Raw genomic sequence first — 26248 nt, forward strand, 5'->3', positions numbered from 1 at the left:
GGGTTGATCGAGTACGCGGGCACCGCAACGGTGCTGGTATCGCCGACGACGAACCGCGAGGCGACCAAGAACGGGCTCGACAAGCTGCAGTTCGCCGACCGCACCGCCACCGGGGAGGGCATCTTCACCGCGTTGCAGGCCATCGCCGCCGTGGGCGCGGTGATCGGCGGCGGCGACAAGCCGCCGCCGGCGCGCATCGTGTTGTTCTCCGACGGCAAGGAGACGATGCCGACCAATCCGGACAATCCCAAGGGCGCCTTCACCGCCGCGCGCACCGCCAAGGACCAGGGCGTGCCGATCTCGACGATCTCGTTCGGCACGCCGTACGGGTTCGTCGATATCAACGATCAGCGCCAGCCCGTCCCGGTCGACGACACCACGATGAAAAGGGTGGCGGAGCTCTCCGGTGGAAACTGGTACAACGCCGCCAGCTTGACCGAGCTGAAAGGGGTCTACGCGTCTCTGCAGGAGCAGATCGGCTACGAAACGATCAAAGGCGACGCCAGCGCGGGGTGGCTGCGGTTGGGTGCAGTGGTCCTGGCGGCGGCCGCGCTGGCGGCGCTGCTGATCAACCGCCGATTGCCGACGTAGCTATGCCGCGAGCCGAACCTGGCTGCGATTTTCGGCCCCGGATTTCGCGATGTGGTTCGGCTCGCGGAGCGCCCGCCTCGCTTACCCGGCGAATGACGTCGCTGGGACGATCTTCTGCTATCACACGAACGACGCGCCAGCCGTAGCGCCGCTCGACCTTTTCGAGACGCCGGATGTCTTTCGCATAGTGGTAGCGGCTCGACTGGTGATGCTCACCCTCATACTCGGCGGCGACCTTGACGTCCTCCCATCCCATATCCAAATACGCTTCGGCCCAACCCCATTCGTTGTGGACCGGGATCTGGGTTTGGGGACGCCGAAACCCCGCACGTATCAGTAGCAGGCGCAGCCAGGTTTCCTTGGGCGATTGCGCACCGCCGTCAACAAGGTCGAGAGCGGCTCGGGCTGCTTTGATGCCGCGTCGGCCCCGGTAACGATCGACCAATTGCTCGACGTCGGCCATTTTGACAGCGGTCGCCTGCATCAAAGCGTCCACCGCCGCGACGGCGAGGTCCAGCGGCAATCGACTTGCCAGGTCGAGGGCCGTCCGCTCGGGTGTCGTGACGCGCATGCCACCGATCAGACAGATCTCGTCGGGCTCGATGCGGTCCTCCCAGGTCTGGACTCCCGGCTCGCGGCGACTGTTGGCATAGATGATGGCCGCGGGCAGGTCCGTACCGATCCATTTGGCGCCATGCAGAGCGGACGCGGAGTAGCCCGCCAGGACGCCTTTCCCTCGCGAGCGCAGCCACAACGCTTTTGCGCGCAATTGCGCGGTCAACTCCACATCGCGTGGCACGTATACGTCTTTGTGCAGCGCGACACACCGGCTGCGCAACTGGTAACTCGTCAGAGCGCCCGTGGCCAGTGCAGTGCTGCCGTAGAAGGGGGCTGTCATGACCGCAGTGTGCTGCGCCACACCGACATCGCTTCGCGAGCCGAACACCACGGCGATAATTCGTCTGGAAAAGCGCAGCCCGGTTCGGTTCGCGGGAAGAGGCGACGATAGGTTGTCCGAGTGACTGACCCAGCTACCGACGGCGGTAAGCCCGCGTTCGTATCCCGTTCGGTCCTGGTGACGGGCGGAAACCGGGGGATCGGCCTGGCAATCGCGCAGCGGCTGGCCGCCGACGGCCACAAGGTGGCCGTCACACACCGCGGATCAGGGGCGCCCAACGGGCTGTTCGGCGTCGAGTGCGACGTCACCGACAACGCCGCCGTCGATCGCGCTTTCAAAGAGGTCGAAGAGCATCAGGGCCCGGTCGAGGTGCTGGTGTCAAACGCCGGCCTGGCCGCGGACGCGTTTCTCATGCGGATGACCGAGGAGAAGTTCGAGAAGGTCATCGACGCCAACCTCACCGGGGCGTTCCGGGTGGCTCAGCGGGCCTCGCGCAACATGCAGCGGAAGAAGTTCGGCCGCATGATCTTCATCGGTTCGGTCTCCGGCACCTGGGGCATCGGCAACCAGGCCAATTACGCGGCCTCCAAGGCCGGCGTGATCGGCATGGCCCGCTCGATCGCTCGGGAGATGTCGAAGGCCAACGTGACCGCGAATGTGGTGGCCCCCGGTTACATCGACACCGACATGACCCGTTCGCTGGACGAGCGGATCCAGGAGGGGGCGCTCCAATTCATCCCGGCGAAGCGGGTCGGCACCGCCGCCGAGGTCGCCGGCGTCGTCAGCTTCCTGGCGTCCGAGGATGCGAGCTACATCTCCGGTGCCGTCATCCCGGTCGACGGCGGCATGGGTATGGGCCACTGATTCACAGCACGACTTCAAAGGACGGACATGGCAGGACTGCTTGAAGGCAAACGGATTCTGGTCACCGGGATCATCACCGACTCGTCGATCGCTTTTCACATCGCGCGAGTGGCCCAGGAGCAGGGGGCCGAACTGGTGCTGACCGGATTTGACCGGCTGCGGCTGATCCAGCGCATCGCGGACCGGCTGCCGCAGAAAGCCCCGCTGATCGAGCTCGATGTGCAGAACGAGAAGCACCTCAACACCCTCGCCGACCGGGTAACCGAGATCATCGGGGAGGGCAACAAGCTTGACGGCGTGGTGCATTCGATCGGCTTCATGCCGCAGACCGGGATGGGCATCCACCCGTTCTTCGACGCGCCGTTCGAGGACGTTGCCAAGGGCATTCACATCTCCGCCTACTCGTACGCCTCGCTTGCCAAGGCGCTGCTGCCGATCATGAATCCCGGCGGCGGCATCGTGGGCATGGACTTCGACCCGTCGCGCGCGATGCCGGCATACAACTGGATGACCGTCGCCAAGAGCGCGCTGGAGTCGGTGAACCGATTCGTCGCCCGGGAGGCCGGCAAGTACGGTGTGCGCTCCAACCTTGTTGCGGCAGGCCCGATCCGGACGCTGGCGATGAGCGCGATCGTGGGCGGCGCGCTCGGCGAAGAGGCGGGTGCGCAGATACACCTGCTCGAGGAGGGCTGGGATCAGCGTGCACCGCTGGGCTGGAACATGAAGGACGCGACGCCGGTCGCCAAGACGGTGTGCGCGCTGCTCTCGGAGTGGCTGCCGGCCACCACCGGCACCGTCATCTTCGCCGATGGCGGCGCCAGCACGCAATTGCTCTAACAGCGGAATTACTCTGAGCTCTAATGGAATTCGACGCCGTCCTGCTGCTGTCGTTCGGCGGCCCGGAGGGGCCCGAGCAGGTCCGGCCATTCCTGGATAACGTCACCCGCGGTCGCAATGTGCCGCCCGAACGCCTCGACGAAGTGGCCCAGCACTACCAGCATTTCGGCGGTGTGTCGCCGATCAACCGGATCAACCGCGAGTTGATGACCGAGCTACAAGCGCAATTGGACATCCCGGTCTATTTCGGCAACCGCAACTGGGAACCGTACGTCGAAGACACCGTCAAGGCGATGCGCGACAACGGCATTCGTCGCGCCGCGGTGTTCACCACGTCGGCGTGGAGCGGTTACTCGAGCTGCACGCAGTACGTCGAAGACATTGCGCGAGCCCGTCTGGCCGCCGGGCCGGGTGCCCCGGAGCTAGTCAAGTTGCGACCCTACTTTGACCACCCTCTCTTCATCGAGATGTTCGCCGACAACATCGCGGCCGCCGCCGCGACGGTGCCCGGCGATGCGCGGCTGGTGTTTACGGCGCATTCCGTCCCGGTGGCCGCCGACGAGCGCTGCGGCCCGCGACTGTATAGCAGCCAAGTGGCCTATACCACAAGGCTTGTCGCGACCGCGGCAGGTTACACGGATTACGATCTGGCCTGGCAGTCACGATCGGGGCCGCCCCAAGTTCCTTGGCTGGAGCCCGATGTCGCCGACCACCTGGCCTCGCTGGCGGTGTCCGGCGTCAAAGCCGTCATCGTGTGCCCGATCGGATTCGTCGCCGATCACATCGAGGTCGTGTGGGATCTCGACCAGGAATTGCGATCACAGGCCGAAGCCGCGGGGCAGGGCTTCGCCAGGGTCGCGACACCCAATGCCGAACCGGGATTCGCCCGGCTCGCCGCAAGTTTGATCGACGAACTGCGCTACGGGCGGGCGCCCGACCGGGCGAGGGGGCCTGATCCGGTCCCCGGGTGCCTCGCGAGCGTCAACGGGGCGCCGTGCCGTCCGCCGCATTGCGTTGCGGGGCAAAGCATTTAGTCAAACCAAGCCGAGTTAAGGATGGCGTTCACCGCCGCGATCCGCGCCGAGCGCACCACAGCGGTCAGCGGACGCAAAGCATCCGTGGTGATCCGGGCTTGCGAGGAAGATTGTGTTCCGATCCCACTGCCGATGCGATCGGCTGAGGCGTCAGCAGATCGACTGAGCCCGGCGCTGACGGCGATGATGGCGTCGACGTGCGCGGCGTTCTCCAGTACCCGCAACGCGCGCGACGGCGCATGGTCGGGAACACGGTGTTGCCGCGCCGAATCCAGCAGCTGCTCGACAAGTCCCCGGGGGTCGTCGATGTCGGCCGCGGCGCCCAGGCCGATGGCCCCGAGCGCATCGGCCGCCGAGCGCACCGCCGACCGCAGCGTGTACTCGGCGTCGCCGAGTTCATAGTGGTCGCACGCGGGCGCGCCGGGCAGGGAATACACCGTCCAAGAGAGGCCGCAGGATTCGGGCTGGCGCGCCTCACCGTCGGCCTCCTCGAGATCGTTGTAGGAAAACTCGGGGACCAGACCGACCGCGGCCGCGGGATTATCGGGGTTGGCTGGGCCAGCAACGATCACCGCCTCGCGCGCCGCCAGGGCATCGCGCTCGAACTGTGTCCCGGCCGCCAGGCCGCGTACGTCTCCGGGCACGGGCAAGGCCACATTGATCGCACCGAGAGCAGCCGGCCGGCCGACCGCGGCGCGCATCGTCTGCAACAGGCATACCGTTCCGGCATCATGGACATCCGGCCACGGCAATCCGGTGTGGCCCGCGGCGACCGCGTCATAGGCAGTGACCGATTGGTTTGGCGCCCAAAGGGATAACGCATCCAGGACATCGTCGGGCGCGGCCTTGCCCGCGAGCCACGCGTTGGCCCACAAAGACAGCGAAACACTGGGACACCACATGATGTCGGAGTGTAGTTGTTTGTCCCTGCTAAGGCCGATCACGCGTATTCTGGCCGCATGCCCGCCGCGGTGATCTGGCTCATATTCGCGCTGATGCTTGCCGGCGGGGAGGCCTTGACCGGGCATTTATTCTTGCTGATGCTCGCGGGTGGCGCGCTGGCCGCGGCGGGAAGCAGCTGGCTGCTGGACTTGCCGGTATGGGGCGACGCGGCGGTGTTTCTGGCGGTCTCGGTGTTGCTGCTCGCGGTGGTGCGGCCGACCCTGCGGCGCCGACTCACCCCCGCGAGGGGACTTCCGACCGGCATTCAGGCGCTGGAGGGCAAAAGCGCGCTGGTGCTCGACCGGGTCGCACGCGATGAAGGCCAAGTGAAATTGGATGGCCAGGTGTGGACGGCGCGTCCCCTGAACGACAGCGACGTGTTTCAACCCGGCGAGCGCGTTACCGTCATGCAGATCAACGGCGCCACCGCGGTGGTCATCAAGGACATCTGATCCTGCCGGAGAACGAGGAGGAACTTCGATGCAAGGTGCGGTAGCTGGTTTGGCATTTTTCGTCGTCCTGGTGATCTTCGCGATCATCGTGGTGGCCAAATCGGTGGCGCTGATCCCACAGGCTGAGGCGGCGGTGATCGAGCGGCTGGGCCGGTACAGCCGCACGGTCAGTGGACAACTCACGTTGCTGGTGCCCTTCATCGACCGGGTGCGCGCGCGGGTGGATCTGCGCGAACGGGTGGTGTCGTTCCCGCCGCAACCGGTGATCACCGAGGACAACCTGACCCTCAACATCGACACCGTGGTTTACTTCCAGGTCACCGTGCCTCAGGCCGCCGTCTACGAGATCAGCAACTACATCGTCGGGGTCGAGCAGCTCACCACCACCACGCTGCGCAACGTTGTGGGCGGCATGACGCTCGAGCAGACCCTGACCTCTCGCGACCAGATCAATGCCCAATTGCGCGGCGTGCTGGACGAGGCGACCGGCCGCTGGGGTCTGCGCGTGGCCCGGGTGGAGCTGCGCAGCATCGACCCACCGCCGTCGATCCAGGCGTCGATGGAAAAGCAGATGAAGGCCGATAGGGAGAAGCGGGCCATGATCCTGACCGCCGAGGGCACCCGCGAGGCGGCGATCAAGCAGGCCGAGGGCCAGAAGGCGGCCCAAATCCTGGCCGCCGAGGGCGCCAAGCAGGCAGCGATCCTGGCCGCCGAGGCGGACCGGCAGTCCAGGATGCTGCGCGCTGAGGGCGAACGTGCCGCGACCTACCTGCAGGCGCAGGGGCAGGCCAAGGCCATCGAGAAGACATTCGCCGCGATCAAGGCCGGCCGGCCCACCCCCGAGATGCTGGCCTACCAGTACCTGCAGACCTTGCCGCAGATGGCGCGCGGTGACGCCAACAAGGTGTGGGTGGTGCCCAGCGACTTCAGCGCGGCGCTGCAGGGGTTCACCAAGCTACTTGGCGCGCCGGGCGAGGACGGGGTCTTCCGGTTCCAGCCGTCGCCGGATGACGATCTGCCCAAACATGCCTCGGGCGACGACGAGGACGTCGCGGACTGGTTCTCCACGAAGACCGACCCGGCGATCGCGCAGGCGGCGCAGACGGCTTCCGGTACTGCGGTCTCGAATACCGAGGTGATACCGCGTCCGGGGATTGACGGCACCATGGGAACACCACCGCAGTTGGCTCAGTAGGGATCCGATCGATGAGCGTTTTGACATCACCCAAGGCATACGTGGCGCTGGCCGCGCTCCAGGCTGGCGACGCGGTGGCGTGCGCGATACCCATTGCTCCCATTACCAAGTCGTTGGACAGCCTGGGGGTGCCGGATGGCGTTCGCCCCGTCCTGCCGGTGGTCAAGGGCCTTGCGGCGATCGGCCTGCTGTCCGTCAGCCGTTTTCCCGCGTTGGCGCGGCTGACGACGGCGATGCTGACGGTGTATTTCGCTTTGGCCGTCGGCGCGCACATCCGGGCACGCGACAAGGTCGTGAATGCCCTTCCGGCCGCGTCGTTTCTGGCCACCTTCGCCGCGATGACGGTGATGGGCCCGGACCAGGAGTAATTCAGGCGTACCTGGACCATTTTCCCGGCGAGTTCTGCCAAGCGAGCGTCTGCCCGGGGAGCCCGGGGAGCGGCGCCCGCCGCGTGGGCGGCGGGCGATTAGGGTATGCCACACCAACCCGAGACGTGGACGCGTGAGGAGATTGCCGTGGTCGATGCCGGAGCGGCACGTCGCTCGATCGAGGGCACGGCGATCGGCAACTTCATGGAGGCCTACGACTTCACCCTGTTCAGCCTCGTCGCGACGATCTTGGCCCAGAAGTTCTATCCGGGAGAGAATTCCGGCACGGGCAACCTCCTTGCCACCTTCGGCACGATGACGGCGGGGTTCGTTGTGCGGCCGCTCGGCGGGGTGATCTTCGGCCCGCTCGGCGATCGCATCGGGCGCAAGCCCGTGCTTGTCGTGACGATCTCGCTGATGGCGGTGTGCGCGGCCGCGACCGGCGTGCTGCCCGTCTACCACACCATCGGGGTCTGGGCGCCGATCCTGCTCACGGTCATTCGCGTCTGTCAGGGGCTTTCCTCCGGCGGCGAATACGCCGGAGCGATGACCTTCATCGCCGAACACGCGCCGACCCACAAGCGGGGCATGATGGCCGGATTCCTGCCGGTGGGCACGTTGGCAGGATTCGTGGTGGGCGCCACGTTGGTCACGGGGTTGCAGGCCGCGCTGCCGCACGCCGACATGCTGGCCTGGGGCTGGCGCGTCCCGTTTCTGCTGGCCGCTCCCCTTGGCCTTATCGCCGTGTACCTGCGCTCGCGGATCGACGAATCGCCGGAGTACGAGGAGATGCACGCGCACCAGCAACCGGTTTCCGGCCGGAATCAATTCGTGCAGACGGTCGTGCGGCAGTGGAAGGGGCTGCTGATCTGCCTGGGAGTGGAGCTTGCGGTCACCGACACCAGCTACATGGTCAGCGGCTATGTGCCGACCTACCTGAAGAAGACGGCCGCCGTGGCGGACAACCCGGCGCTGGTGATGGTCCTGGTGGTGCTGGCCCTGCTGACCGTCGGCGTGCTGCTCATCGCGAGACTGTCAGACCGCATAGGTGTCAAACCGCTGTTGTGGACCGGGTGTGGCCTGCTCGTGGTGGTCTCGATCCCGGCGTTTTCCTTGATGCGGTTCGGCGGGGCGTATCCCACGAAGTTCCTCGGTGTGCTGCTCGTCGGCCTGCCCATGCTCTTTCTGAGCAGCCTGGAGCCGGTGATCCTGCCCGCGCTCTTTCCCACCAGCGTCCGCTACGGCGCGGTGTCGATCGGATTCAACATCGCGGTGTCGGCGTTCGGCGGCACCACGCCCCTGATCGCCGAGTCGCTGGTCGCCGCCGGCAAACCGATGGCGCCGGCCTACATGCTCATATTCGCCGGGCTGGTCGGGGCAGTCACGCTGTTCTTCGCCCCGGAGGTGGCCGGCAAGCCGTTGCTGGGCTCCTGGACGCCCGTTGAGGCACCGGGCGAGGCCGGAGACCTCGCCGAAACTCAGCGCGGAAACGGCGGCGCGGGGGGAGCGGGCACCGGCGCCGACGTCGGCGCGCTACCCGGCGCCGGTGGGGCCGTGTAGACACAACCCGGCCCGTTCGACGACAACTGCGGCGGATAGGGCGGCGGCGGCAACTGGACGCGGACGGTCCACACCAGGCCGGTCACCGCGAAGACCGCAAGAGCGCCGAGCAGCAGGGCCGCCACCCCGACGCCGATCACGACGGCGAGGGGGTAGCGGCGGGCGGGGGTGTCGTTGACGGTCATGCGGCTTCCCAGGTCGTCGGGGTATCGGTACCCGAGGACGCTACTGGCCGAGCGCACGCCAGGCGGTGGAACGTGAAGCGAACCTGAAGAAAGCGGCTTGGCCCGCCGACGCGCGGGGCGGTGATTCCGGCGACGCTATCAGGCTGCGAGGACGGACGCAGGGTCGGTCGCGGGGTCGGTCGTCGCCTTGTGGTGGTGCCGCCGGTAGTGGCGGACCTCGACCATCAGCCCGGCGAGCCCCAAGGCGGCCGTGCCCAGCAACGCCAGGGCGAGGCGGGGGCTGGGGTGACCGGCTATCGCGTCGCCGAGAATGACGACGGCGGCGGTGCCGGGCAGCAAACCGGCGACCGTGGCAAGCGTGTATGGCATCAGCCGCATCGCCGAGGCACCGGCGGCGTAGTTGATCGCCGAGAACGGCACGACGGGGATCAACCGCAGCGACAACACGGCCACCCAACCGCGCTTGTGCAGGCGCTCATCGACCGTTTCGATCGATCGGTGGCGCACCAGGCGGATCAGCTGCCACCCGGCCGCACGCACCAGCAGCATCGCGAGCACCGCGCTCGTCGTGCTGGCAACCACCGCGATCAGCACGCCCAGCGCCGGGCCGAACAACAGGCCGGCGGCCAGGGTGAACGCCGTGCGAGGCACCGGCAGCACCGTCGCCACGATGTGCGCCCCGAGAAACGCCACCGGAAACCACGGGCCTACCGATTCCGCCCAGTCGCGCATCTGCACCGGGCTGGGCACGGGAAGCCAGGTGGCCGCGGCGATCAGGAGTGTGATACCGGCCACCATCGCCAGCGTCCGGGGACCCGCGAGCTGACGCGCGGCCGTGCGCAGCGCGGCCACGGCGGCGCGCGGCGTATCGGTGAATTTGCTGGTGGCGGAATCCGTCACGGCTGTCAAGGTTACGGGGCTCAGGTGAATACCTCGTTTCCCAGCCTGGCGTTTCCTCTCGGAGCCGCTGGGGGCGTCCGCTGGTTTTTTCCCGAGAGGCGGCATCAACTAGCCTCATTAGTAAGTGGCAATCCCCGCAGTGGCCCTATCAGCTGGGAAAAGGGAGCAATCGGTGTCCATTGATGTACGCGAACTCGCCGACCTGGAACAGGTTCGCGCGCGTTGGCGCAGGGCGGTCGCCGGGGTGCTGTCCAAGAGCACCGGCAAGGATCCGGGGGAACTCGGGGACGAGCCGGAGCGGCTGCTGGACACCCCGACTTACGACGGGATCGCGATCCGGGCGCTCTACACCGCGCTCGACGAGCTGCCCGAACCGCCGCTACCCGGCGACTGGCCCTACGTGCGCGGGGGCGACGCGCTGCGCGACGCCAACGCGGGATGGAAGGTCGCCGAGACCTTCCCGGTTTTGGGCCCGGTTTTGGGCCCGGTTTTGGGCCCGGTTTTGGCCCCGGATCCCGCCAGCGACGACCACAACGCCGCGGTGCTGGCCGCGCTCGCCGACGGGGTCAGCGCGCTGCGGATCCGGGTGGGTGAATCCGGCGTGTCCGCCGGGGAGCTCGGACGGCTGTTGTCGGGGGTCTACCTGGACCTTGTGCCGGTGGTCCTCGACGCGGGCGCCGACTACGCCGACGCCGCCGAGGCGCTGCTGGCGTTGGTCGACCGGGCCGGGGGTAAACCGGCGCTGTCGATCGACCTGGGCGCCGACCCGCTGACCGCCACGCTGAGCGGCGCGGCGGCGCCGTCGATGGAGCAGGTGGTGACGATCGCGACGCGGGCGTCGGACAAGCCCGGGGTGCGGGCGATCACCGTCGACGGGCCCGCCTTCCACAACCTGGGCGCCAACGCCACCTGGGAGCTGGCCGCCAGCGTCGCGGTCGCGGTGTCCTACCTGCGGGCGCTCACAGACGCCGGGCTCTCGGTCGGAAAGGCGCTGCGGCAGATCAGCTTTCGGCTGGCCGCCGATGACGACCAGTTCGGGACGATCGCGAAGATGCGCGCCGCGCGCCGGCTGTGGGCGCGGGTCGCCGAGGTGGTCGGCGACCCCGATGGCGGCGCGGCCGTCGTGCACGCGCACACGTCGCTGCCGATGATGACCCAACGCGACCCGTGGGTGAACATGCTGCGCGCGACGGTGGCCGCGTTCGGCGCCGGCGTGGGCGGCGCGGACACCGTGCTGGTGCTGCCGTTCGACGTGGCAATCCCGGGCGGTTTTCCCGGGGTGGGGCGCGGGTTCGCGCGCCGCATCGCCCGTAACACTCAGCTGCTCCTCCTGGAGGAGTCGCATGTGGGGCAGGTGCTGGACCCGGCCGGTGGCTCGTGGTTCGTCGAGGACCTCACCGAGCGGCTCGCGCAACGGGCGTGGCAGCAGTTCCAGGAGCTCGAGGCGCGGGGCGGCTTTACCCAGGCGCGGGACTTCGTCGCCAAGCGGATCGCCGAGATCGCCGCGCGACGCGCCGACGACATCGCGCATCGCCGCACCGCGATCACCGGGGTCAACGAATACCCCAATCTCGAGGAACCCGCACTGCCGCAAGGTGATTCGTCGCCAGCGGTGCGGCGCTACGCGGCGGAGTTCGAGGCGCTGCGCGACCGGTCGGACGCCTTCCTGGCCCGCACCGGCTCGCGTCCGAAGGCGTTGCTGCTGCCGCTGGGTCCGCTGGCCGAGCACAACATCCGCGCGACGTTCGCGGCCAACCTGCTCGCGGCGGGCGGCATCGAGGCGGTCAACCCGGGACCCGTCGACGCTTCCGGGGTCGCCGGTGTGGTTGCCGCGGCGGGTTCGCCTGCCGTCGCGGTCATCTGCGGCACCGACAGGCGCTCCGGTGACGAGGCCCCGGCCGTGATGCATGCGGCGCGACGCGCCGGGGTGTCGACGGTCTACCTGGCCGGGACCGAGAAGGCGCTCGGAGACGCCGAGCACCGGCCGGACGAATTCTTGACCGCGAAAATCAATGCGGTGCAAGCGTTGTCGGATCTGCTCAGCCAGTTGGGAGCGTAGCCACCATGACGATGACGACACCCGTTGTTGGCAGTTTCGCCGAGGTCCCGCTGCGCGGCGACCGCGGAGTGGCCCCCCCAACCGAGGCGGCCGTGCAAGACCACGTCGCCGTGGCCGCGTCCGCGCACGGGTACGCGCCCGAGCAGCTGTACTGGCACACGCCGGAAGGCATCGATGTCAAGCCCGTGTACATCGCCGCCGACCGCGCGGTCGCCGCGGCGGCCGGTTATCCGCTGAACAGTTTTCCCGGCGAGCCGCCCTTCCTCCGCGGTCCCTACCCGACGATGTATGTCAACCAGCCGTGGACGATTCGCCAATACGCCGGCTTCTCCACCGCCGCGGATTCCAATGCGTTCTACCGGCGCAACCTCGCCGCCGGCCAAAAGGGTCTCTCGGTGGCCTTCGACCTGGCCACCCACCGCGGTTATGACTCCGACCACCCGCGCGTCCAGGGCGACGTCGGAATGGCCGGTGTGGCAATAGATTCCATCCTCGACATGCGGCAGCTGTTCGAAGGTATCGACCTGTCCTCGGTAAGCGTGTCGATGACGATGAACGGCGCCGTGCTGCCCATCCTGGCGCTGTACGTGGTGGCTGCCGAGGAGCAGGGCGTGCCGCCGGAGAAGTTGGCGGGCACCATCCAGAACGACATCCTCAAAGAGTTTATGGTGCGCAACACTTACATCTATCCGCCGAAGCCGTCGATGCGCATCATCTCTGACATCTTCGCCTACACCAGCGCCAAGATGCCGAAGTTCAACTCCATCTCGATCTCCGGTTACCACATCCAAGAAGCCGGCGCCACAGCGGATCTGGAGTTGGCCTACACGCTGGCCGACGGCGTCGACTACATCAAGGCCGGGCTGGACGCCGGGCTGGACATCGACAAGTTCGCGCCCCGGCTCTCGTTCTTCTGGGGCATCGGCATGAACTTCTTCATGGAGGTCGCCAAGCTGCGGGCCGGCCGGCTGCTGTGGAGCGAGCTGGTCGCCGGGTTCGGGGCGAGTAACCCGAAATCGCTTTCGCTGCGCACACATTCACAGACCTCGGGCTGGTCGCTGACCGCCCAGGACGCCTTCAACAACGTGGCGCGCACCTGCATCGAGGCGATGGCCGCCACCCAGGGCCACACCCAGTCGCTGCACACCAACGCCCTCGACGAGGCGCTGGCGCTGCCCACCGACTTCTCCGCCCGCATCGCCCGCAACACTCAACTGCTCTTGGCGCAGGAGTCGGGTACCACGAGGCCGATTGACCCGTGGGGCGGCTCGTATTACGTGGAGTGGCTGACCCACCGCCTGGCGCAGCAGGCCCGCGCGCACATGGCCGAGATCGCCGAGCACGGGGGCATGGCGCAGGCGATCGACGATGGCATCCCCAAGCTGCGCATCGAGGAGGCCGCCGCCCGCACCCAGGCCCGCATCGATTCCGGTCAGCAACCGGTCATCGGGGTCAACAAATACCAGGTCGACGAGGACCACGAGATCGAGGTGCTCAAGGTCGAAAACAGTCGGGTGCGCGCCGAGCAGCTGGCGAAACTGCAAGAGCTGCGGGCGGACCGGGACCAGGCGGCGGTGGACGCCGCGCTGGCCGAGCTGTCGCGCGCCGCCGCCGCGCATGGTCGCGCCGGCGACGTGGGGGTACCTCCCGCTTGCGGGGGAAGTCTCGGCAACAACCTGCTGGCGCTGGCCATCGACGCGGCGCGGGCCAAGGCGACCGTCGGAGAAATCTCCGACGCCCTCGAGAAGGTGTATGGCCGTCACCAGGCGGAGATCCGTACTATCGCCGGGGTCTACCGTCACGAAGCCGGAAAGGCCACAAACATCGCAAGCGCCACCGAATTGGTCGAGGAGTTCGCCCGGGCCGACGGTCGCCGGCCGAGGATCCTGGTGGCCAAGATGGGCCAGGACGGCCACGACCGCGGACAGAAGGTGATCGCGACGGCATTCGCCGACATCGGGTTCGACGTCGACGTCGGCTCGCTGTTCTCCACGCCCGAGGAGGTGGCTCGGCAGGCCGCCGATAACGACGTCCACGTCATCGGGGTGTCGTCGCTGGCGGCCGGCCACCTCACGCTGGTGCCCGCGCTGCGCGACGCGCTGGCCGAGGTGGGGCGGCCCGACATCATGATCGTGGTCGGGGGCGTCATTCCGCCCGGCGACTTCGACGAGCTGTACGCCGCGGGGGCCACGGCCATCTTCCCGCCCGGCACAGTGATCGCCGACGCCGCAATCGGCTTGCTGCACAAGCTCGCCGAGCGGCTGGGGTACGACCTGAGCCAGTGAGTAGCGCCGCGAAACTGTATTCCATGACGCCGCAACTCGCGAAATGCGTAGCTAGCTGCAGTCTCGCGGGGTGGGGACGGCCATGACATCCAAAAGGTTGGCAGCCGCCGTCCGCGACGGCGACCGCGCGGCGTTGCCGCGCGCCATCACGCTGCTGGAATCCACCCGTGCCGACCATCGTGAGCAGGCCCAGAAGCTGCTGCTGGCGCTGACGCCGGAGGCCGGGGAGGCGCATCGCGTGGGCATCACCGGAGTTCCGGGCGTGGGCAAGTCGACCGCCATCGAGGCCCTCGGCATGCGGCTTATCGACCAGGGACATCGGGTCGCGGTGCTGGCCGTCGACCCGTCGTCGACCCGAACCGGCGGGTCGATCCTCGGCGACAAGACCCGGATGGCGCGGTTGGCGACGCACCCCGATGCCTACATCCGCCCGTCGCCGACGTCGGGAACGCTGGGCGGCGTGGCGAAGGCGACCCGGGAAACCATCGTGCTGCTGGAAGCCGCCGGGTTCGACGTCATCCTGGTGGAAACTGTCGGAGTGGGGCAGTCCGAGGTGGCTGTTGCCAACATGGTCGACACTTTCGTGTTGCTGACCCTGGCCCGCGCGGGCGATCAGCTGCAGGGCATTAAAAAGGGCGTGCTGGAGCTGGCCGACATTGTGGTGGTGAACAAGGCTGACGGAGAGCATCTGGCCGAGGCCCGGTCAGCGGCCCGGGAGCTTGCCTCGGCGCTGCGATTGATCTATCCACGCGAAATACTCTGGCGGCCACCGGTTCTCACGATGAGTGCGACCGAGGGGACGGGCCTGACCGAGCTGTGGGAAACCATCGAGCGCCATCGCCAGGTGTTGACCGACGCTGGAGAGTTCGACGAGCGGCGGCGCGCCCAGCAGGTCGACTGGACCTGGCAGCTGGTCCGCGACGCGGTCGTGGACCGGGTGCTGTCCAACCCGGAGGTGCGCCGGATCCGCGCCGACGTGGAACGCCAGGTCAAGACGGGGGAGCTGACCCCGGCCTTAGCGGCCCAGCGAATACTGGCGGCGGCGTCGGATTGACGGCTTGACCTCATTCGCTCGGTCGGTCGGTCGCGTCCGGGATCCGTGATGATCGTCTGAAGAAGGTCAACAAATGGCGCCGCGCCGCGTTCGGCCTGAACTGAGATCTCCCCCGTAGCGGTCCAGCGAATACCGCACGCTGCGTCTCGCTAACGGAACGGTAAATTCGCCGTCGTTTGCCTGACGGACAGTATGAGATGCAAGTAAATTCGATACCGTGACGAAGGAGTCTCGGGTCGATCGCCGCGCGGTCCCTCCCCGCGATGTCCCTGACGCAGGTCATCGCGTGTTCGGTGCGGCGGACCCACATTTTGATTGCGTCATTCGCAGCTTCTCAACCATGTTCCCCGGGCGCCGGTTCGGTGGCGGGGCGCTGGCGGTGTACGTCGACGGCCAGCCCGCCGTCGACGTGTGGAAAGGGTGGGCTGATCGCGCCGGCCACGTGCCCTGGTCGGCGGACACCGCTCCGATGGTGTTTTCGGCAAGCAAGGGAATGGCCGCCACCGTCATCCACCGGCTCGCCGACCGGGGGCTGATCGACTACGAGGCACCCGTCGCCGAATACTGGCCGGAGTTCGCCGCCAACGGCAAGGGGACCCTCACGGTTCGTGAGGTGATGAGGCATGCCGCCGGGCTGTCGGGTCTGCGAGGCGCGACAAAAGAAGACTTGCTGGACCATGTCGTGATGGAGCACCGGCTAGCGGCAGCGCCTCCCGGACGCCTGCTGGGCAAATCGGCGTATCACGCGCTTACCTTCGGCTGGTTGATGTCGGGGCTGGCCAGGGCCGTGACCGGGAAGGACATGCGCGTCCTGTTTCGCGAGGAGCTCGCCGAGCCGCTGAACAGCGATGGCTTTCATCTGGGCCGGCCACCCGCCGGGTCGCCGACGAGGGTGGCGGAGATCATCATGCCGCAGAGCATCGCTGGCAACCGTGTCGTCGACTGTGCAACGCGCAGGATCGCCAACCAGCTGTCCGGCGGGTGGCGTTCCATGTACTTCCCTGGGGTTGTTGCCGCCGTCCAGGGCGAGGTTCCGCTGCTCGACGCGGAGATTCCGGCGGCCAATGGGGTGGTGACCGCTCGCGCGCTGGCGCGGATGTATGGCGCGATCGCCAACGGCGGCGAGATCGATGGCACCCGATTCTTGTCGCGTCAGCTGGTCGCGGGCCTGACCGGCCGACGCAGCCTGCGGCCGGATCGAAACTTGTTCGTGCCGTTGGCGTTTCACCTGGGTTACCACAGCGTGCCGATCGGAAACGTGATGCCGGGCTTCGGCCATGCCGGGTTGGGCGGTTCGGTCGGCTGGGCCGATCCCGCGCACGGGGTGGCGTTCGCGTTGGTGCACAACCGGCTGCTGACACCGTTCGTGATGACGGATCACGCGGCTTTCGCGGGAATCTACAAGCTGATCCGGGACGCCGCCGCGAAGGTCCGCAAGCGCGGCCTTCGCCCGGTGACCGAGTTCGGGTCGCCGTACTCGGAGCCGGGGGCCGTCGCCGGCTGACGCAGCTCGTCCGGCGGTCGAACCAGATACTCTCGTCACCGACTCGGCATGCATTTCCGCAAGTGGCTCCGGCGCGCCGACTCCGCAACGCTGCGCGTGGTGTCGGCGGTTGTGCCAACGGTGTGCGGGAGGCTCGATGAAATCAGCAGAGGTGCCGCGGAAGAATCGCGTCCCGTACCCTGCCGTGGTCGCGGTGCTGGCGGTTTGTTTGTTGTTGCTGCGCGCGGTTCCGCGGCTTAGGCATCCGGGGTTCTACGCCGAAGACGGTCAGATTTTTCTCGCGCAGGCACACAACAGTGGTGCTGCGGCGTTTTGGGAGCCGTACGCGGGCTACCTTCATTTGATTCCGCGGGTGATTGCCGCTGTTCTTGAGCCGTTACCCGTGACAGCCGCTCCCGTCCTGTATGCCGCTGCGGCGCTTATGGTTCACGTGGCGATGCTGTCTCCCGCGTTGTCGCCGCGGCTTGATTGGATCATTCCCGGTCAGTTCCTGCGTTCAGTGTTGTTTGCTTTGTTGTGCCTTATGCCGCCGCTGTGGGAGGTGTTGGGCAACGTCGCGAATCTGATTTTCGTCGGCGGGATTACCTTGCTGCTGCTGATGTTGTCGGATGATCCGACCAGCCGTGTTGGCAGGCTCGGTGAACTCGCCGCGGTGGCGGCGTTGGGTTTAAGTGGTCCGCTCATCGCGTTTTTCGTGCCGTGGTTTATCTGGCGGTGGCGGCGGACGCGGTCACGCCACGGCCTTGCCGTGGTAGCCGTGGCGGTGGCGGCCGCATTGGTTCAGGCCCTGATATTCGTGTTCTCGGATCGCCAAGGGGCCGGCGGGAGGCTGCTTTATCTGCCGAGGGTGTGGGTTGAGCGCATCGGGCTGGATTGGCTTTTCGGTGACAGTCAGTTGCTGGGTTCGCCATGGTGGGTGGCGTGCTGGTTGGCGGCATTGGTCTGGTGTGTCGGGGCGGTCGTGATCACGATCGTGGTGTTAAGACGCACCGCGGTAGCGTTGTGGCTGTTGCACTTTGCGCTGCTCGCCGCACCCGTCATGGCTTACGGCTACATGCCTCCGCCATTCACTTGGCAGCGCCATTTCGTCGTCCCGACGGCGATAGTGATCGTGTTGCTCGTGGCGGTGATCGGTGCCCGCCGATGGGCTGTCGCGGCGGGGGTGTGGTTGTTGGTAGGGGCGGGTGCGATGGCGCACGACTTTGCTCCGGCACCGTACCCCTACCGGCCCGATCTCACTGCATTGCAACAGTGCGTGACTCGCGGTGAACCGGTTTGCCGACAGACGATCTTTGGCAATGGTTGGTCGATCGAACTGCGCCGATAAGCGAATTCAGACAGGGACGCGTCCCGCGAGGACGGTCTCAGCGCCGGTGACTTCGTCGGATCCCGCGTACACCTCAGGCTCGAAGCCCGCCTCCCGCACGTAGTCAACGATGTCGCGACCGAACTCGGTGAACGTCAGCAAATCGGCTCCCACGGGGATGAATCGGTATGCGCCGCTACCCTTGCCGTGGTAGAGGGCCGGCATCAGGTGGACGATCTCACCGTCGTCGCCGATCCGGGCCCGTGCCTCGGTGGTACTCCGCGTCCAAACTGCGGGGACCGTGAAGATGTGGCGTCCTCCGGGGCGTAGTACCCGTCGCGTCTCGGCGAGTGCGGCGCCGAAGTCCGGGACATGCTCCAAGGTGTCGGAGGATAGGACGATGTCAAAGCTGGCGTCGGCGTAGGTAAGTCGGCAGATGTCCTCGTTGCGGGCGCCGTCGATCAGTTGTCCAAGCCGCTCGGGGCCCCGATAGTTCGAGAAGGCCAGCCGTGGCAGCCGCTGCAGCAGAGCGTGCATCGACCCAATGGATCCGATGGTGTTGATTTCGGCGATGTCGAGGTCCCGGAATGCTGCGTTTTCCACCAACTGGGCTAACGACGCGCACCCTGGCGGCCCGTACAGCGAGACCAGAACCTCGGCGATGCGTCTCACCCGCAGGCTCCCGCAGCAGTCCCGGCAGAACATACTCTCGCGCCGGGTGAAGGCGTGCGCCACGTCCGGATCGGCCCAGAAGGATCGCAGGTCGTCCCCAACGGTCCAGGAATTGAATACGAATGTGGTGTCAGCCCCGCACGCCAGGCAGCGGCCGACCTCGTCGGCGCGGTGGTCGCGCGGGGGGCGGACATTGAGCAGCACGGGTCGCCCAACGCGGCCCTTGACCGCTGCTAAAACATTCATCAGCCTGAGGCGCCCTTGGACGTCGTCATCGTGGAAAGCGGCGGCGTGCATTGGGCCGCATCGTGGCTGGTGATCGTATCTCCTTGGTGTCAGGCAAACGCCCGCAGCGTCAACACATAGTAGGGCCTGCGGTGTGGGCTTCCCCAAAATCGTGGAAACTCGGGCGCAGCACGCGCCCGGAACATGGTGCCTTGATCTGGCTCGATCGATGCTCCTTGCGCCTCTCGGGTTTGTCCCCCTGCCCGGCGCATGCAGACGTGCGGGGCGGTTCAATTGCGCTGCTGGGCCGCGGCAATTGATGAGAACGACGGACGGGGCGGATATCGCTCCGCTAGTCTGCGAGGACGCAGGGAGGAGAATGCGGGTGGGCCCGGAGTGCAATTGAGATGAGAAGAGCGGCCGCTTTCGTTTGCATTCTGGTTGCCCCGTTGGGTCTCGCATTGCTCAGCACGGGGGCGCTATCGGGGAGTTGGTGGCTTGTCGTCGCGGCTCCAGTCGCCCTGTACTGCATCTACTGGCTCGGGGTGCGCCGGTTCTTTCCGGCCCGCCCAGCCGGTTCGGTGCCGCAGCGCACCAGTGTTATGCCGCGCGGTTCACGTCGCTACACCGACTGGCTGCTGCTGATACGAGGACTGGCGTGCGGGCTCGTGTTCGTCATGCACAGTGGAATCGCATTCGGCCACGACGCCAGCTTTGGCCATAGTCGCTGGGCCTGGATCCTCCTGTCACCGGCTTGGCTCGGGATGATCTTGTTCTTCACACTGTCTGGCTACCTGATGGGAAAAGGCTTCTATACGGGTAAGTACGACCTGTCTCAACCGGGAGTCGCGCTGTACCTTCGCAATCGGTTCCTGCGAATCTTCCCATTGATGTTCGTTGTCGCCTTGTTGATAGCAGCTTTGAATTCGCCAAAGCTGCTCGCAATGCCGCAGGTGGCCGTGAGGCTCTCGCTCTTCGAATACAACGGCTCGCTCGGAACTGCTGCGATTGCCGCATTCTGGAGCCTGTCTACCGAGTGGCAGTACTATCTCCTGGTTCCCGCCGCGTTTGCTATCGCGCTTGCCGTGTCCCATCGTTTCGTCTCGACCCGAAAGGTGCTGCTACCTGTTGCGACGCTGTTTGTGCTCGGCGTCGGCGTCCTGATTCGCGAGTACATGTGGACGCATCACGGCGCCGTCGGTTGGGCGTACTACATGTTGACGCCGCTGATCAGCAACATTGATGTTTTCCTGCTTGGGTTCCTGACCAACTGGTGGGTGCCGCGGCTCGCGCGCCTTGCACGCGTCACGGCGGCGTGGCCGTTGCTTCTCGTCGGGATCTATCTGGCATATTCATTCATTAGCTACCAGGCCATGATAAGCGGGAGCCAGACGTGGTTTCCAACCTTCGCGGTCATTTTGCCCGGAGCAATCGCGCTTGCGCTGATTCCGGTGCTCGCCGGCTGCGAACTATGGAATCGGAAGGCGCGAATGCAGAAGGTGCCGCAGCGCAAGACTGCATTCGTCTTGTTCTGGGTAGGCGAGCTCACGTATCCCATCTATCTCGTGCACTCCGCAATCCTGATCAGCGTCCAAGAAGGAATGCCGCGACAGACCTATGCGGAGAAATGGGCGATCGCGACCATCCTCGTCATACTGATCGCCTGGATTTTGCACATGACGGTCGAAGAAGCTGTTCTCAACTGGCGCAGGCGAATGCACCGCGCGGCGAAACCCGAGGGCTGCATGGAGCCGGAGGCTCGGCTACTGGACTCGACTCGTTTAGGTGGGCAGAGGGTAAGTGCGCTCATGGGTCCCGGTGAACGAGACCAGGTTGATTCAGGCGACAACGGTGACCTTGACCGCTTTATTGGCGAGCCTGTTACGAACTCTGTCAACTCAGAAGTCGTTTGACTACGAGTTATGGTCCGAATCAACGGTATTCGACATGCCAAGACATCGCCAGTGTTGCAGTCTATGGACAGCCTGCGGTTCGATTGTGCGTTTGTCCGCCGCAATTGCTGAGATCGACGGACGGGACGGATAACCGTCCGTTAGTCTGCGGGGACTCATGAAGGACGGGAATGCGGGTGAGCGAGGGATGCACTTAACATGAAAAGACCGGTCGCGTTCCTTTGCGTCCTGGGTGCTCCGTGTGGTCTCGCGTTGCTCAACACAGGTGTGCCGTCCCAGAGTTGGTGGCTCGTCGCCGCTGCTCCGATTGCCCTCTACTGCATCTATGCGTCTGGAGTGAGCCGCTTCTTTCCGGCCCGCATTGCCGGGTCGGCGCCGCTACGTACCAGTGTTATGCCGCGCGGCTCGCGCCGCGATGCAGATTGGTTGCTATTGATACGAGGCGTGGCATGCGGGCTCGTATACATCGCGCATAGCGTCTACGCGTTCAATCGGGGTTGGGTCTATCGACACGGTCGATGGGCGTGGATCCTCGAGTCGCCGGCTTGGCTCGGGATGGTGCTGTTCTTCACGTTGTCTGGCTACCTGATGGGTAAGGGCTTCTACACGGGCAAGTACAACCTGTCTCGGTCGGGCGTGAGTATGTACCTTCGCAATCGGTTCCTTCGAATCTTTCCGTTGATGGTTGTCGCCGGTTTATTCGTTGTCTTGGTGTTGGGAACGATTTGGCGGCCGTCGGGGCCTGGCCAGCGTCCGACGCCCCAATTAGGTGTGCGGATCGTGCTCTTCGGATTCAATGGACAGGGCGTTGCCGTGATTGGGCCATTCTGGAGCCTGTCCACGGAGTGGCAGTACTATCTCCTGGTTCCGGGCGCATTTGCTATCGCGCTGGCCGCGTCACGTTTTTTCACGCCGACCCGGAAGGTGCTGTTGCCCATCGCGACGTTGCTCGTGCTCGCCGTTGGTGTCATGAATCGCAACTACGTGTGGACGCAGCACGGCGGATACGCGAGCTATTCGGCCTACATCTATCCGACCCTGTTCGGCAACATTGATGTCTTCCTGCTCGGATTCCTGGCGAACTGGTGGGTACCGCGACTCGCGCGCTTCTCACGTGTCATCGTGGCGCTGTGGCCGGTGCTGCTCGTCGGCATTTACCTCGCATATTCATTTGTGAGCCATGAGGCCCTCGCAGAGTTCGCCCGCACCGGGGACGGCAAACAGTGGTTTCGAATCCACGCAGTCGTCATGCCCGCTGCTGTCGCGCTTGCGCTTATTCCGGTAATTGTCGGCTGCGAACTGTGGAATCGAAAGGCGCGCCTGCGGACGGTGCCGCAGCGTAAGACCGCATTCCTCCTGTTCTGGATGGGCGAGCTGACGTATCCGATCTATCTGGTTCACCTCGGAATTCTCAACGGCGTCTACCTGGCAATGCCGGGCGGGAATTACGCAGCGAGATGGGCGCTCGCCACCATGCTCGTCGTCCTCATCGCCTGGGTTTTGCACAGGGTGGTCGAAGAACCCGTTCTCAAATGGCGCATGCGCCGCGCGACGAGAACTGAGAACGCGATGGTGCCGGGGTGCGCACCGGGAGGCGGTTCGACACACGACCAGTCGCTATTGCGTCTGAGTGAACCGGACCCAGCTCATCTTGGCGCCGGCCGAGTGACATCTACGTCGGTCATAGACTCGCTCGACCCGGTAGCCAACGGCGACCTTGGCGGCTGTGTTCGCAAGCCGGTCGCGAATTCCGTTGCACCAGAGGTGGTTTGACTACTCAGATCCGTGGTTGGGACTCGTTCGTGGGGACAGTCACGCCGCGGAGCGAGTCGTTGGCCGCAATATCTTGGGAGCCATCCGGGTAGGGCCACCGTTCACCGCGATGTGAAGGAGTGGGCTTGCGCGCGTACGAGACAATAATTGCCACGCAGGCAATCAGCCAGAGGACCGGCGCCATTCTCACCGACGTCACCACTCCAATGAGGTGGGGGACTATCGCGCCGGTTCCCATGGCTTGGTTCCAGAGCGGTGGGCCGATCGGCACTATCTGTGCGATGGTGAGAGCCGCGGCCAGACTCACCAGTAAACCGACCGCACGGCGGCGGCCGCCGACAGTCGCAGGCCTGTCGAAGATGCCGGATCCTGGTGGCCCATCAGGGTTTCGGGCAACGAGGGCCGCAACTGGCAACGCAAATACCAGATAGTAGGCGGGAACCAGGGCGGGAAAAAGCGATGCGGTCGCCAGGAGCACAGTGCCCACCATGACCGGCTGAATGCGTCGCCCCAGCGCCACAATGCAGACCACGACGAGAACCAGCACAACATAGCCGAGCAGCGATCGCGGGCCGGCCATAAATCCGGCCGGTATTTTCCCCCCCGTTTCACCGGCCTTGATGTCATCGGGAATCATCAGCAGTCCCTCGGTGAAGGACATGTTGAACACATCTGCGCTGGATGCCGACGAACCGGACGAACCGAAGCCGAGGGCCTCGTGGATCGACTGCAGGATGGTCGTCGGAAAGTGACTCGGCCACACCAGGTATGCGGCAAGGTTGGTGAGTGCGGCCCCGCCCACGGCCAAGCCGCCCAACCGCCACTGGCGCGCCGCGAACAACGCGACCGCCAACAAGACAACCTGCGGTTTCACCAGCGCCGCCAAGACCACCATGATCGCCGCCAGCCTCCAGCGCCGTCGGCATAATGCCACCAGGAACACCAGCGCGATGGGCACCATGAAGCCCACCGAGTTGCCCCGATCGATTGCCGTCCACAGCGGGATGGCCGCGACCCCCAACGCCATGAACACCGCAAACCGCTCCAGACCGCGAGCTCCCCGCGCCGCCCACACCGCTGGAGATAGGCACGCCGCCGTCAAGGCCAGCAGATAGCCCAACAGCCCCAGTCGTGGCGCATGCAGCAAATTACCCAGGGACCCAAACAACATGTGGGGCAGCATCCCTGCCGCCGAGTAGTTATTGTGAGCCAACTTGGAATTGGGGAGGGGGAAGAGGTCCCACGGGTCGGGCCGCATCCCGTAGCCCACCACCAGCGAATAGTCGCTGAAGCAATGTCGGCCGACCTTCATGGGCCAATCGATGAGGCAGTCCTCGGGAACGCTCAGGACAAGAGTGGAAAGCACATCCAATGAGAAGTACCGGGCGAGCACAAAGCCCCTGAAAACCGAGAATATTGAGACCAGCAGGATAACGCCGAGCAAGAGGGTGCGCTCGGATTGGCCGGCCACCACCGACAGCCGCCCCCGGATCGCCGAGACCGCGGCAGCAAACGCCTCGAGTGGCCGGTTCACCGCCTTCTCCTGCACGTTCCTGGAGCGCAACGGTTTTCACGACGTGGTGGTGTTTGCGTGCTCTGGCGTGTCGCTCGATAGTGAGGTGGCATGTGAAGAGCAGCTCTAGATGCGCGACGTCTCGCCCTGAGTGTCGGTGGCGCCGCGCCGGAATGAGTAGTGCCGATGGCCGAACCAGCTCAGCAGCGTGATGACCGCCACGATGATGGCCTGAGCCGGAATGCGACCCAAGCCCAGCTCGACCAGCGCAGGCAAGGCGACGAAGTTGAAGATCCCGGCGACGATGTAGACACTCCAGAAACGCGCAAGGTCTCGCAGCAGGTGGCCCTGGACACGGAATACGAACCGCCGATGCATGACGAAAGCAAACAGCACGCTCAGTACGTGGTTGATGCCGACGGTGAGCAGCGCAGCGCCCACCCTGCCCAATGGGTGCTCGACAAGGTGGCCCACGGTTTGCGAGCAGGCGATGAAGATCCCGAACCCGACCACTGTGTTGATTCCCCCGACGACCAGGAACGCCACCCGCTGATCGTTGAACAGCCGGATCAGCGGGCCCGGCGGCGCCGCCTCGGGTGGCAGGTCGAATTCGGTCATTCGAGGCCTTTGCAGCCGTCGAACGCGTCGATCTGCTCCCGGGTCACGGTAAGCGCGTCGGCACCCGCAAGAACGCGCCGCTCCCAGTCGATCGTCCAGGCCAGGGCGTCGCGAAACCCGAGCCGATTGCGCCAGCCCAGTTCGCGCTGCGCCTTGGTGGCATCAAGGGCCAGCAGGTTCGCTTCATGGGGGTGTTCACCAGGATCAAGCTCCCAATGGGCGCCGCCGCCCCACTGCTCGGCCGCCAGCGTGGCGACCTGGCCGACCTCGACGAAGCTGTCGCGGCCGGGCCCGAAGTTCCACTGTCCCAGGCCGGAGCCGTCCAACAGCGCATCGACGAGGGTGAGGTAGCCGTTGAGGCAGTCGAGTACGTGTTGCCACGGCCGCACCGCATGGGGAAACCGCAACAGCGGCGCCTGGCCACACGTGTAGGCGGCGATCAGGTCTGGCAGCAGCCGTTCCCGAGTGATGTCGCCGCCGCCGATGACGTTGCCGGCGCGGGCAATAGCGGTGGGTGTGCCGGGAAAGCTACGAATCCAGGACTGGGTCAGCAGATCGGCCATCGCCTTCGATGCGCTGTAGGGGTCGTCGCCGCCGAGGGGATCGGTCTCGACGTAACCGGCCTCCTGGTTGATGTTGCGGTAGACCTTGTCGGTGGTGATGACGACGTGCGCCCGCACCGAGGGGGTGGCCGCGACCGCTTCCAGCACGTTGAGCGTGCCCATGGCGTTTGTTTCGTAGGTGTAGCGCGGATCGCGATAGGACTCGCGAACCAACGATTGGGCCGCCATGTGCACCACCACGTCGGGTGCTGTCGCGGCCACCGCCGCCGCGGTAGCCCCGGCGTCACGAATGTCTACACGGAAATCGGAGACGAGCTGGTCCCCGAGGCCCGCCCGCTTGAACAGGCTGCCTTCCCCAGGGTCGAGGGAAAGACCGGACACCCGGTGCCCGCGGCTGAGCAGGAGGAGCGTCAGCCACGCCCCTTTGAACCCGGTGTGTCCGGTAATCAGGTAGTGCACGGCTATCGCGCAGCCTCGCCCATGTATTCCTGGATCGAGTCCGCCAGGAAGTCAAGCATCGGCCTGGTCAGGCCTGGATAGGTGCCCACCCAGAACGTCCGGTTCATCACGATGTCGGTGTTCGTCAGATCCCCCACGATCCTGAAGTCGACGTTGCGGTAGGCCGGCTGCTTGACGAGGTTGCCCGCGAATAGCTGGCGGAAGCCGATCTTGCGCTCGTCCAGGAACTGCATGAACTTCGTGCGGTCCACCGGGTGCTCGGGATCGAGGGTGATCGGGAAACCGAACCACGAGGGGTCCGACTTGGGCGTGGCGACCGGAAGGATGAGTCCCTCGACGCCCGACAGCCGCGAGGTCAGGTAGTTGAAATTATCCCTGCGGGCATCGACGAACCCGTCGATTTTGGCCAGCTGCGACAGGCCTAGTGCGGCCTGCATGTCGGTGGCCTTCAGGTTGTATCCGATGTGGCTGTAGATGT

At 65.8% G+C, this 26248-nt stretch carries 23 protein-coding genes and 1 pseudogene; 15 read left to right on the forward strand and 9 right to left on the reverse strand.

The window, feature by feature from the left end; genetic code table 11:
* A partial coding sequence (locus tag JO059_RS02595; protein WP_293314544.1) for a VWA domain-containing protein occupies nt 1-591 on the forward strand: 591 nt, incomplete at its 5' end.
* 58 nt (nt 592-649) lie between these two features.
* Here JO059_RS02595 and JO059_RS02600 read toward each other — a convergent pair.
* A pseudogene (locus tag JO059_RS02600) lies at nt 650-1489 on the reverse strand (hypothetical protein); the annotation flags it as partial.
* Between the two features lie 120 nt (nt 1490-1609).
* Here JO059_RS02600 and fabG1 point away from each other — a divergent pair.
* From fabG1 to JO059_RS02615, 3 genes are read left to right on the forward strand one after another with little or no spacing between them, the layout of a single operon-like run.
* The gene (gene fabG1 / locus JO059_RS02605) at nt 1610-2353 is read left to right on the forward strand and encodes a 3-oxoacyl-ACP reductase FabG1 (RefSeq protein WP_293314546.1); all 744 of its coding nucleotides are present in this window, start codon (nt 1610-1612) and stop codon (nt 2351-2353) included.
* Between the two features lie 27 nt (nt 2354-2380).
* Nucleotides 2381-3190 carry an NADH-dependent enoyl-ACP reductase InhA gene (inhA, locus tag JO059_RS02610; protein WP_293314548.1) on the forward strand — a complete coding sequence of 270 codons (810 nt, stop codon included), beginning with the start codon at nt 2381-2383 and terminating at the stop codon, nt 3188-3190.
* A gap of 23 nt (nt 3191-3213) precedes the next feature.
* Entirely contained in the window at nt 3214-4224 is a 1011-nt protein-coding gene (locus JO059_RS02615) for a ferrochelatase (RefSeq protein WP_293314550.1), read from the forward strand.
* Here JO059_RS02615 and JO059_RS02620 read toward each other — a convergent pair.
* Entirely contained in the window at nt 4221-5126 is a 906-nt protein-coding gene (locus JO059_RS02620; RefSeq protein WP_293314552.1) for a hypothetical protein, read from the reverse strand. The two genes, JO059_RS02615 and JO059_RS02620, sit on opposite strands and share 4 nt — an antisense overlap.
* A gap of 57 nt (nt 5127-5183) precedes the next feature.
* On the opposite strand from JO059_RS02620, the gene JO059_RS02625 reads away from it, so the two are divergent.
* The 4 genes from JO059_RS02625 (at nt 5184) to JO059_RS02640 (ending at nt 8741) form a co-directional block, all read left to right on the forward strand.
* Nucleotides 5184-5618 carry an NfeD family protein gene (locus JO059_RS02625; protein WP_293314554.1) on the forward strand — a complete coding sequence of 145 codons (435 nt, stop codon included), beginning with the start codon at nt 5184-5186 and terminating at the stop codon, nt 5616-5618.
* A gap of 28 nt (nt 5619-5646) precedes the next feature.
* Entirely contained in the window at nt 5647-6813 is a 1167-nt protein-coding gene (locus tag JO059_RS02630; RefSeq protein ID WP_293314556.1) for an SPFH domain-containing protein, read from the forward strand.
* A gap of 11 nt (nt 6814-6824) precedes the next feature.
* Nucleotides 6825-7181, forward strand: a complete 357-nt coding sequence (locus tag JO059_RS02635) for a DoxX family protein (protein WP_293314558.1) — start codon at nt 6825-6827, stop codon at nt 7179-7181.
* A 105-nt stretch (nt 7182-7286) separates the two neighbouring features.
* Nucleotides 7287-8741 (forward strand): MFS transporter, encoded by a 1455-nt coding sequence (locus JO059_RS02640; protein ID WP_293314559.1) that lies wholly within the window; start codon nt 7287-7289, stop codon nt 8739-8741.
* Here the strand turns inward: JO059_RS02640 and JO059_RS02645 are convergent.
* Both JO059_RS02645 and JO059_RS02650 read right to left on the reverse strand, forming a co-directional pair.
* On the reverse strand, nt 8660-8983 hold the full coding sequence (locus JO059_RS02645; RefSeq protein ID WP_293314561.1) for a hypothetical protein: 324 nt from the start codon (nt 8981-8983) through the stop codon (nt 8660-8662). The genes JO059_RS02640 and JO059_RS02645 overlap by 82 nt on opposite strands.
* A gap of 81 nt (nt 8984-9064) precedes the next feature.
* Nucleotides 9065-9826 carry a TVP38/TMEM64 family protein gene (locus JO059_RS02650; RefSeq protein ID WP_293314562.1) on the reverse strand — a complete coding sequence of 254 codons (762 nt, stop codon included), beginning with the start codon at nt 9824-9826 and terminating at the stop codon, nt 9065-9067.
* A gap of 172 nt (nt 9827-9998) precedes the next feature.
* Here JO059_RS02650 and mutA point away from each other — a divergent pair, with 172 nt between their 5' ends.
* From mutA to JO059_RS02675, 5 genes are all read left to right on the forward strand, one after another.
* Nucleotides 9999-11885 (forward strand): methylmalonyl-CoA mutase small subunit, encoded by a 1887-nt coding sequence (gene mutA / locus JO059_RS02655; RefSeq protein ID WP_293314564.1) that lies wholly within the window; start codon nt 9999-10001, stop codon nt 11883-11885.
* 5 nt (nt 11886-11890) lie between these two features.
* Nucleotides 11891-14170 carry a methylmalonyl-CoA mutase gene (gene scpA / locus JO059_RS02660; protein WP_293314565.1) on the forward strand — a complete coding sequence of 760 codons (2280 nt, stop codon included), beginning with the start codon at nt 11891-11893 and terminating at the stop codon, nt 14168-14170.
* A gap of 82 nt (nt 14171-14252) precedes the next feature.
* Entirely contained in the window at nt 14253-15224 is a 972-nt protein-coding gene (gene meaB, locus JO059_RS02665; RefSeq protein ID WP_293314567.1) for a methylmalonyl Co-A mutase-associated GTPase MeaB, read from the forward strand.
* Nucleotides 15225-15441: 217 nt separating this feature from the next.
* A complete protein-coding gene (locus JO059_RS02670) occupies nt 15442-16728 on the forward strand; it encodes a serine hydrolase domain-containing protein (protein ID WP_293314569.1) in 1287 nt (428 codons plus the stop codon).
* Between the two features lie 136 nt (nt 16729-16864).
* Complete coding sequence (locus JO059_RS02675) at nt 16865-18055, forward strand: hypothetical protein (RefSeq protein WP_293314571.1); 1191 nt, start codon at nt 16865-16867, stop codon at nt 18053-18055.
* A gap of 6 nt (nt 18056-18061) precedes the next feature.
* Here the strand turns inward: JO059_RS02675 and JO059_RS02680 are convergent, their stop codons facing one another.
* Nucleotides 18062-18952: a class I SAM-dependent methyltransferase gene (locus JO059_RS02680; protein WP_293314572.1), complete on the reverse strand. Its 891-nt coding sequence runs from the start codon at nt 18950-18952 to the stop codon at nt 18062-18064.
* 428 nt (nt 18953-19380) lie between these two features.
* Between JO059_RS02680 and JO059_RS02685 the strand changes: the two genes are divergently transcribed.
* Complete coding sequence (locus JO059_RS02685) at nt 19381-20844, forward strand: acyltransferase (protein WP_293314574.1); 1464 nt, start codon at nt 19381-19383, stop codon at nt 20842-20844.
* Between the two features lie 336 nt (nt 20845-21180).
* Entirely contained in the window at nt 21181-22617 is a 1437-nt protein-coding gene (locus JO059_RS02690; protein WP_293314576.1) for an acyltransferase, read from the forward strand.
* A 4-nt stretch (nt 22618-22621) separates the two neighbouring features.
* Here JO059_RS02690 and JO059_RS02695 read toward each other — a convergent pair whose 3' ends face one another.
* The 4 genes from JO059_RS02695 to JO059_RS02710 all read right to left on the reverse strand — a co-directional run.
* Nucleotides 22622-24151: a glycosyltransferase family 87 protein gene (locus JO059_RS02695; protein ID WP_293314578.1), complete on the reverse strand. Its 1530-nt coding sequence runs from the start codon at nt 24149-24151 to the stop codon at nt 22622-22624.
* Between the two features lie 105 nt (nt 24152-24256).
* Nucleotides 24257-24748: a GtrA family protein gene (locus JO059_RS02700; protein WP_293314580.1), complete on the reverse strand. Its 492-nt coding sequence runs from the start codon at nt 24746-24748 to the stop codon at nt 24257-24259.
* Nucleotides 24745-25770 carry a CDP-glucose 4,6-dehydratase gene (gene rfbG / locus JO059_RS02705; RefSeq protein WP_293314581.1) on the reverse strand — a complete coding sequence of 342 codons (1026 nt, stop codon included), beginning with the start codon at nt 25768-25770 and terminating at the stop codon, nt 24745-24747. The genes JO059_RS02700 and rfbG overlap by 4 nt, the downstream gene beginning before the upstream one ends.
* 2 nt (nt 25771-25772) lie before the next feature.
* Nucleotides 25773-26248, reverse strand: a 476-nt coding sequence (locus JO059_RS02710; protein WP_293314582.1) for a DegT/DnrJ/EryC1/StrS family aminotransferase, incomplete at its 5' end; no start/stop codon positions are given.

Origin of the sequence: Mycobacterium sp. (genome assembly GCF_019247615.1) — a bacterium.
Classification (GTDB): domain Bacteria; phylum Actinomycetota; class Actinomycetes; order Mycobacteriales; family Mycobacteriaceae; genus Mycobacterium.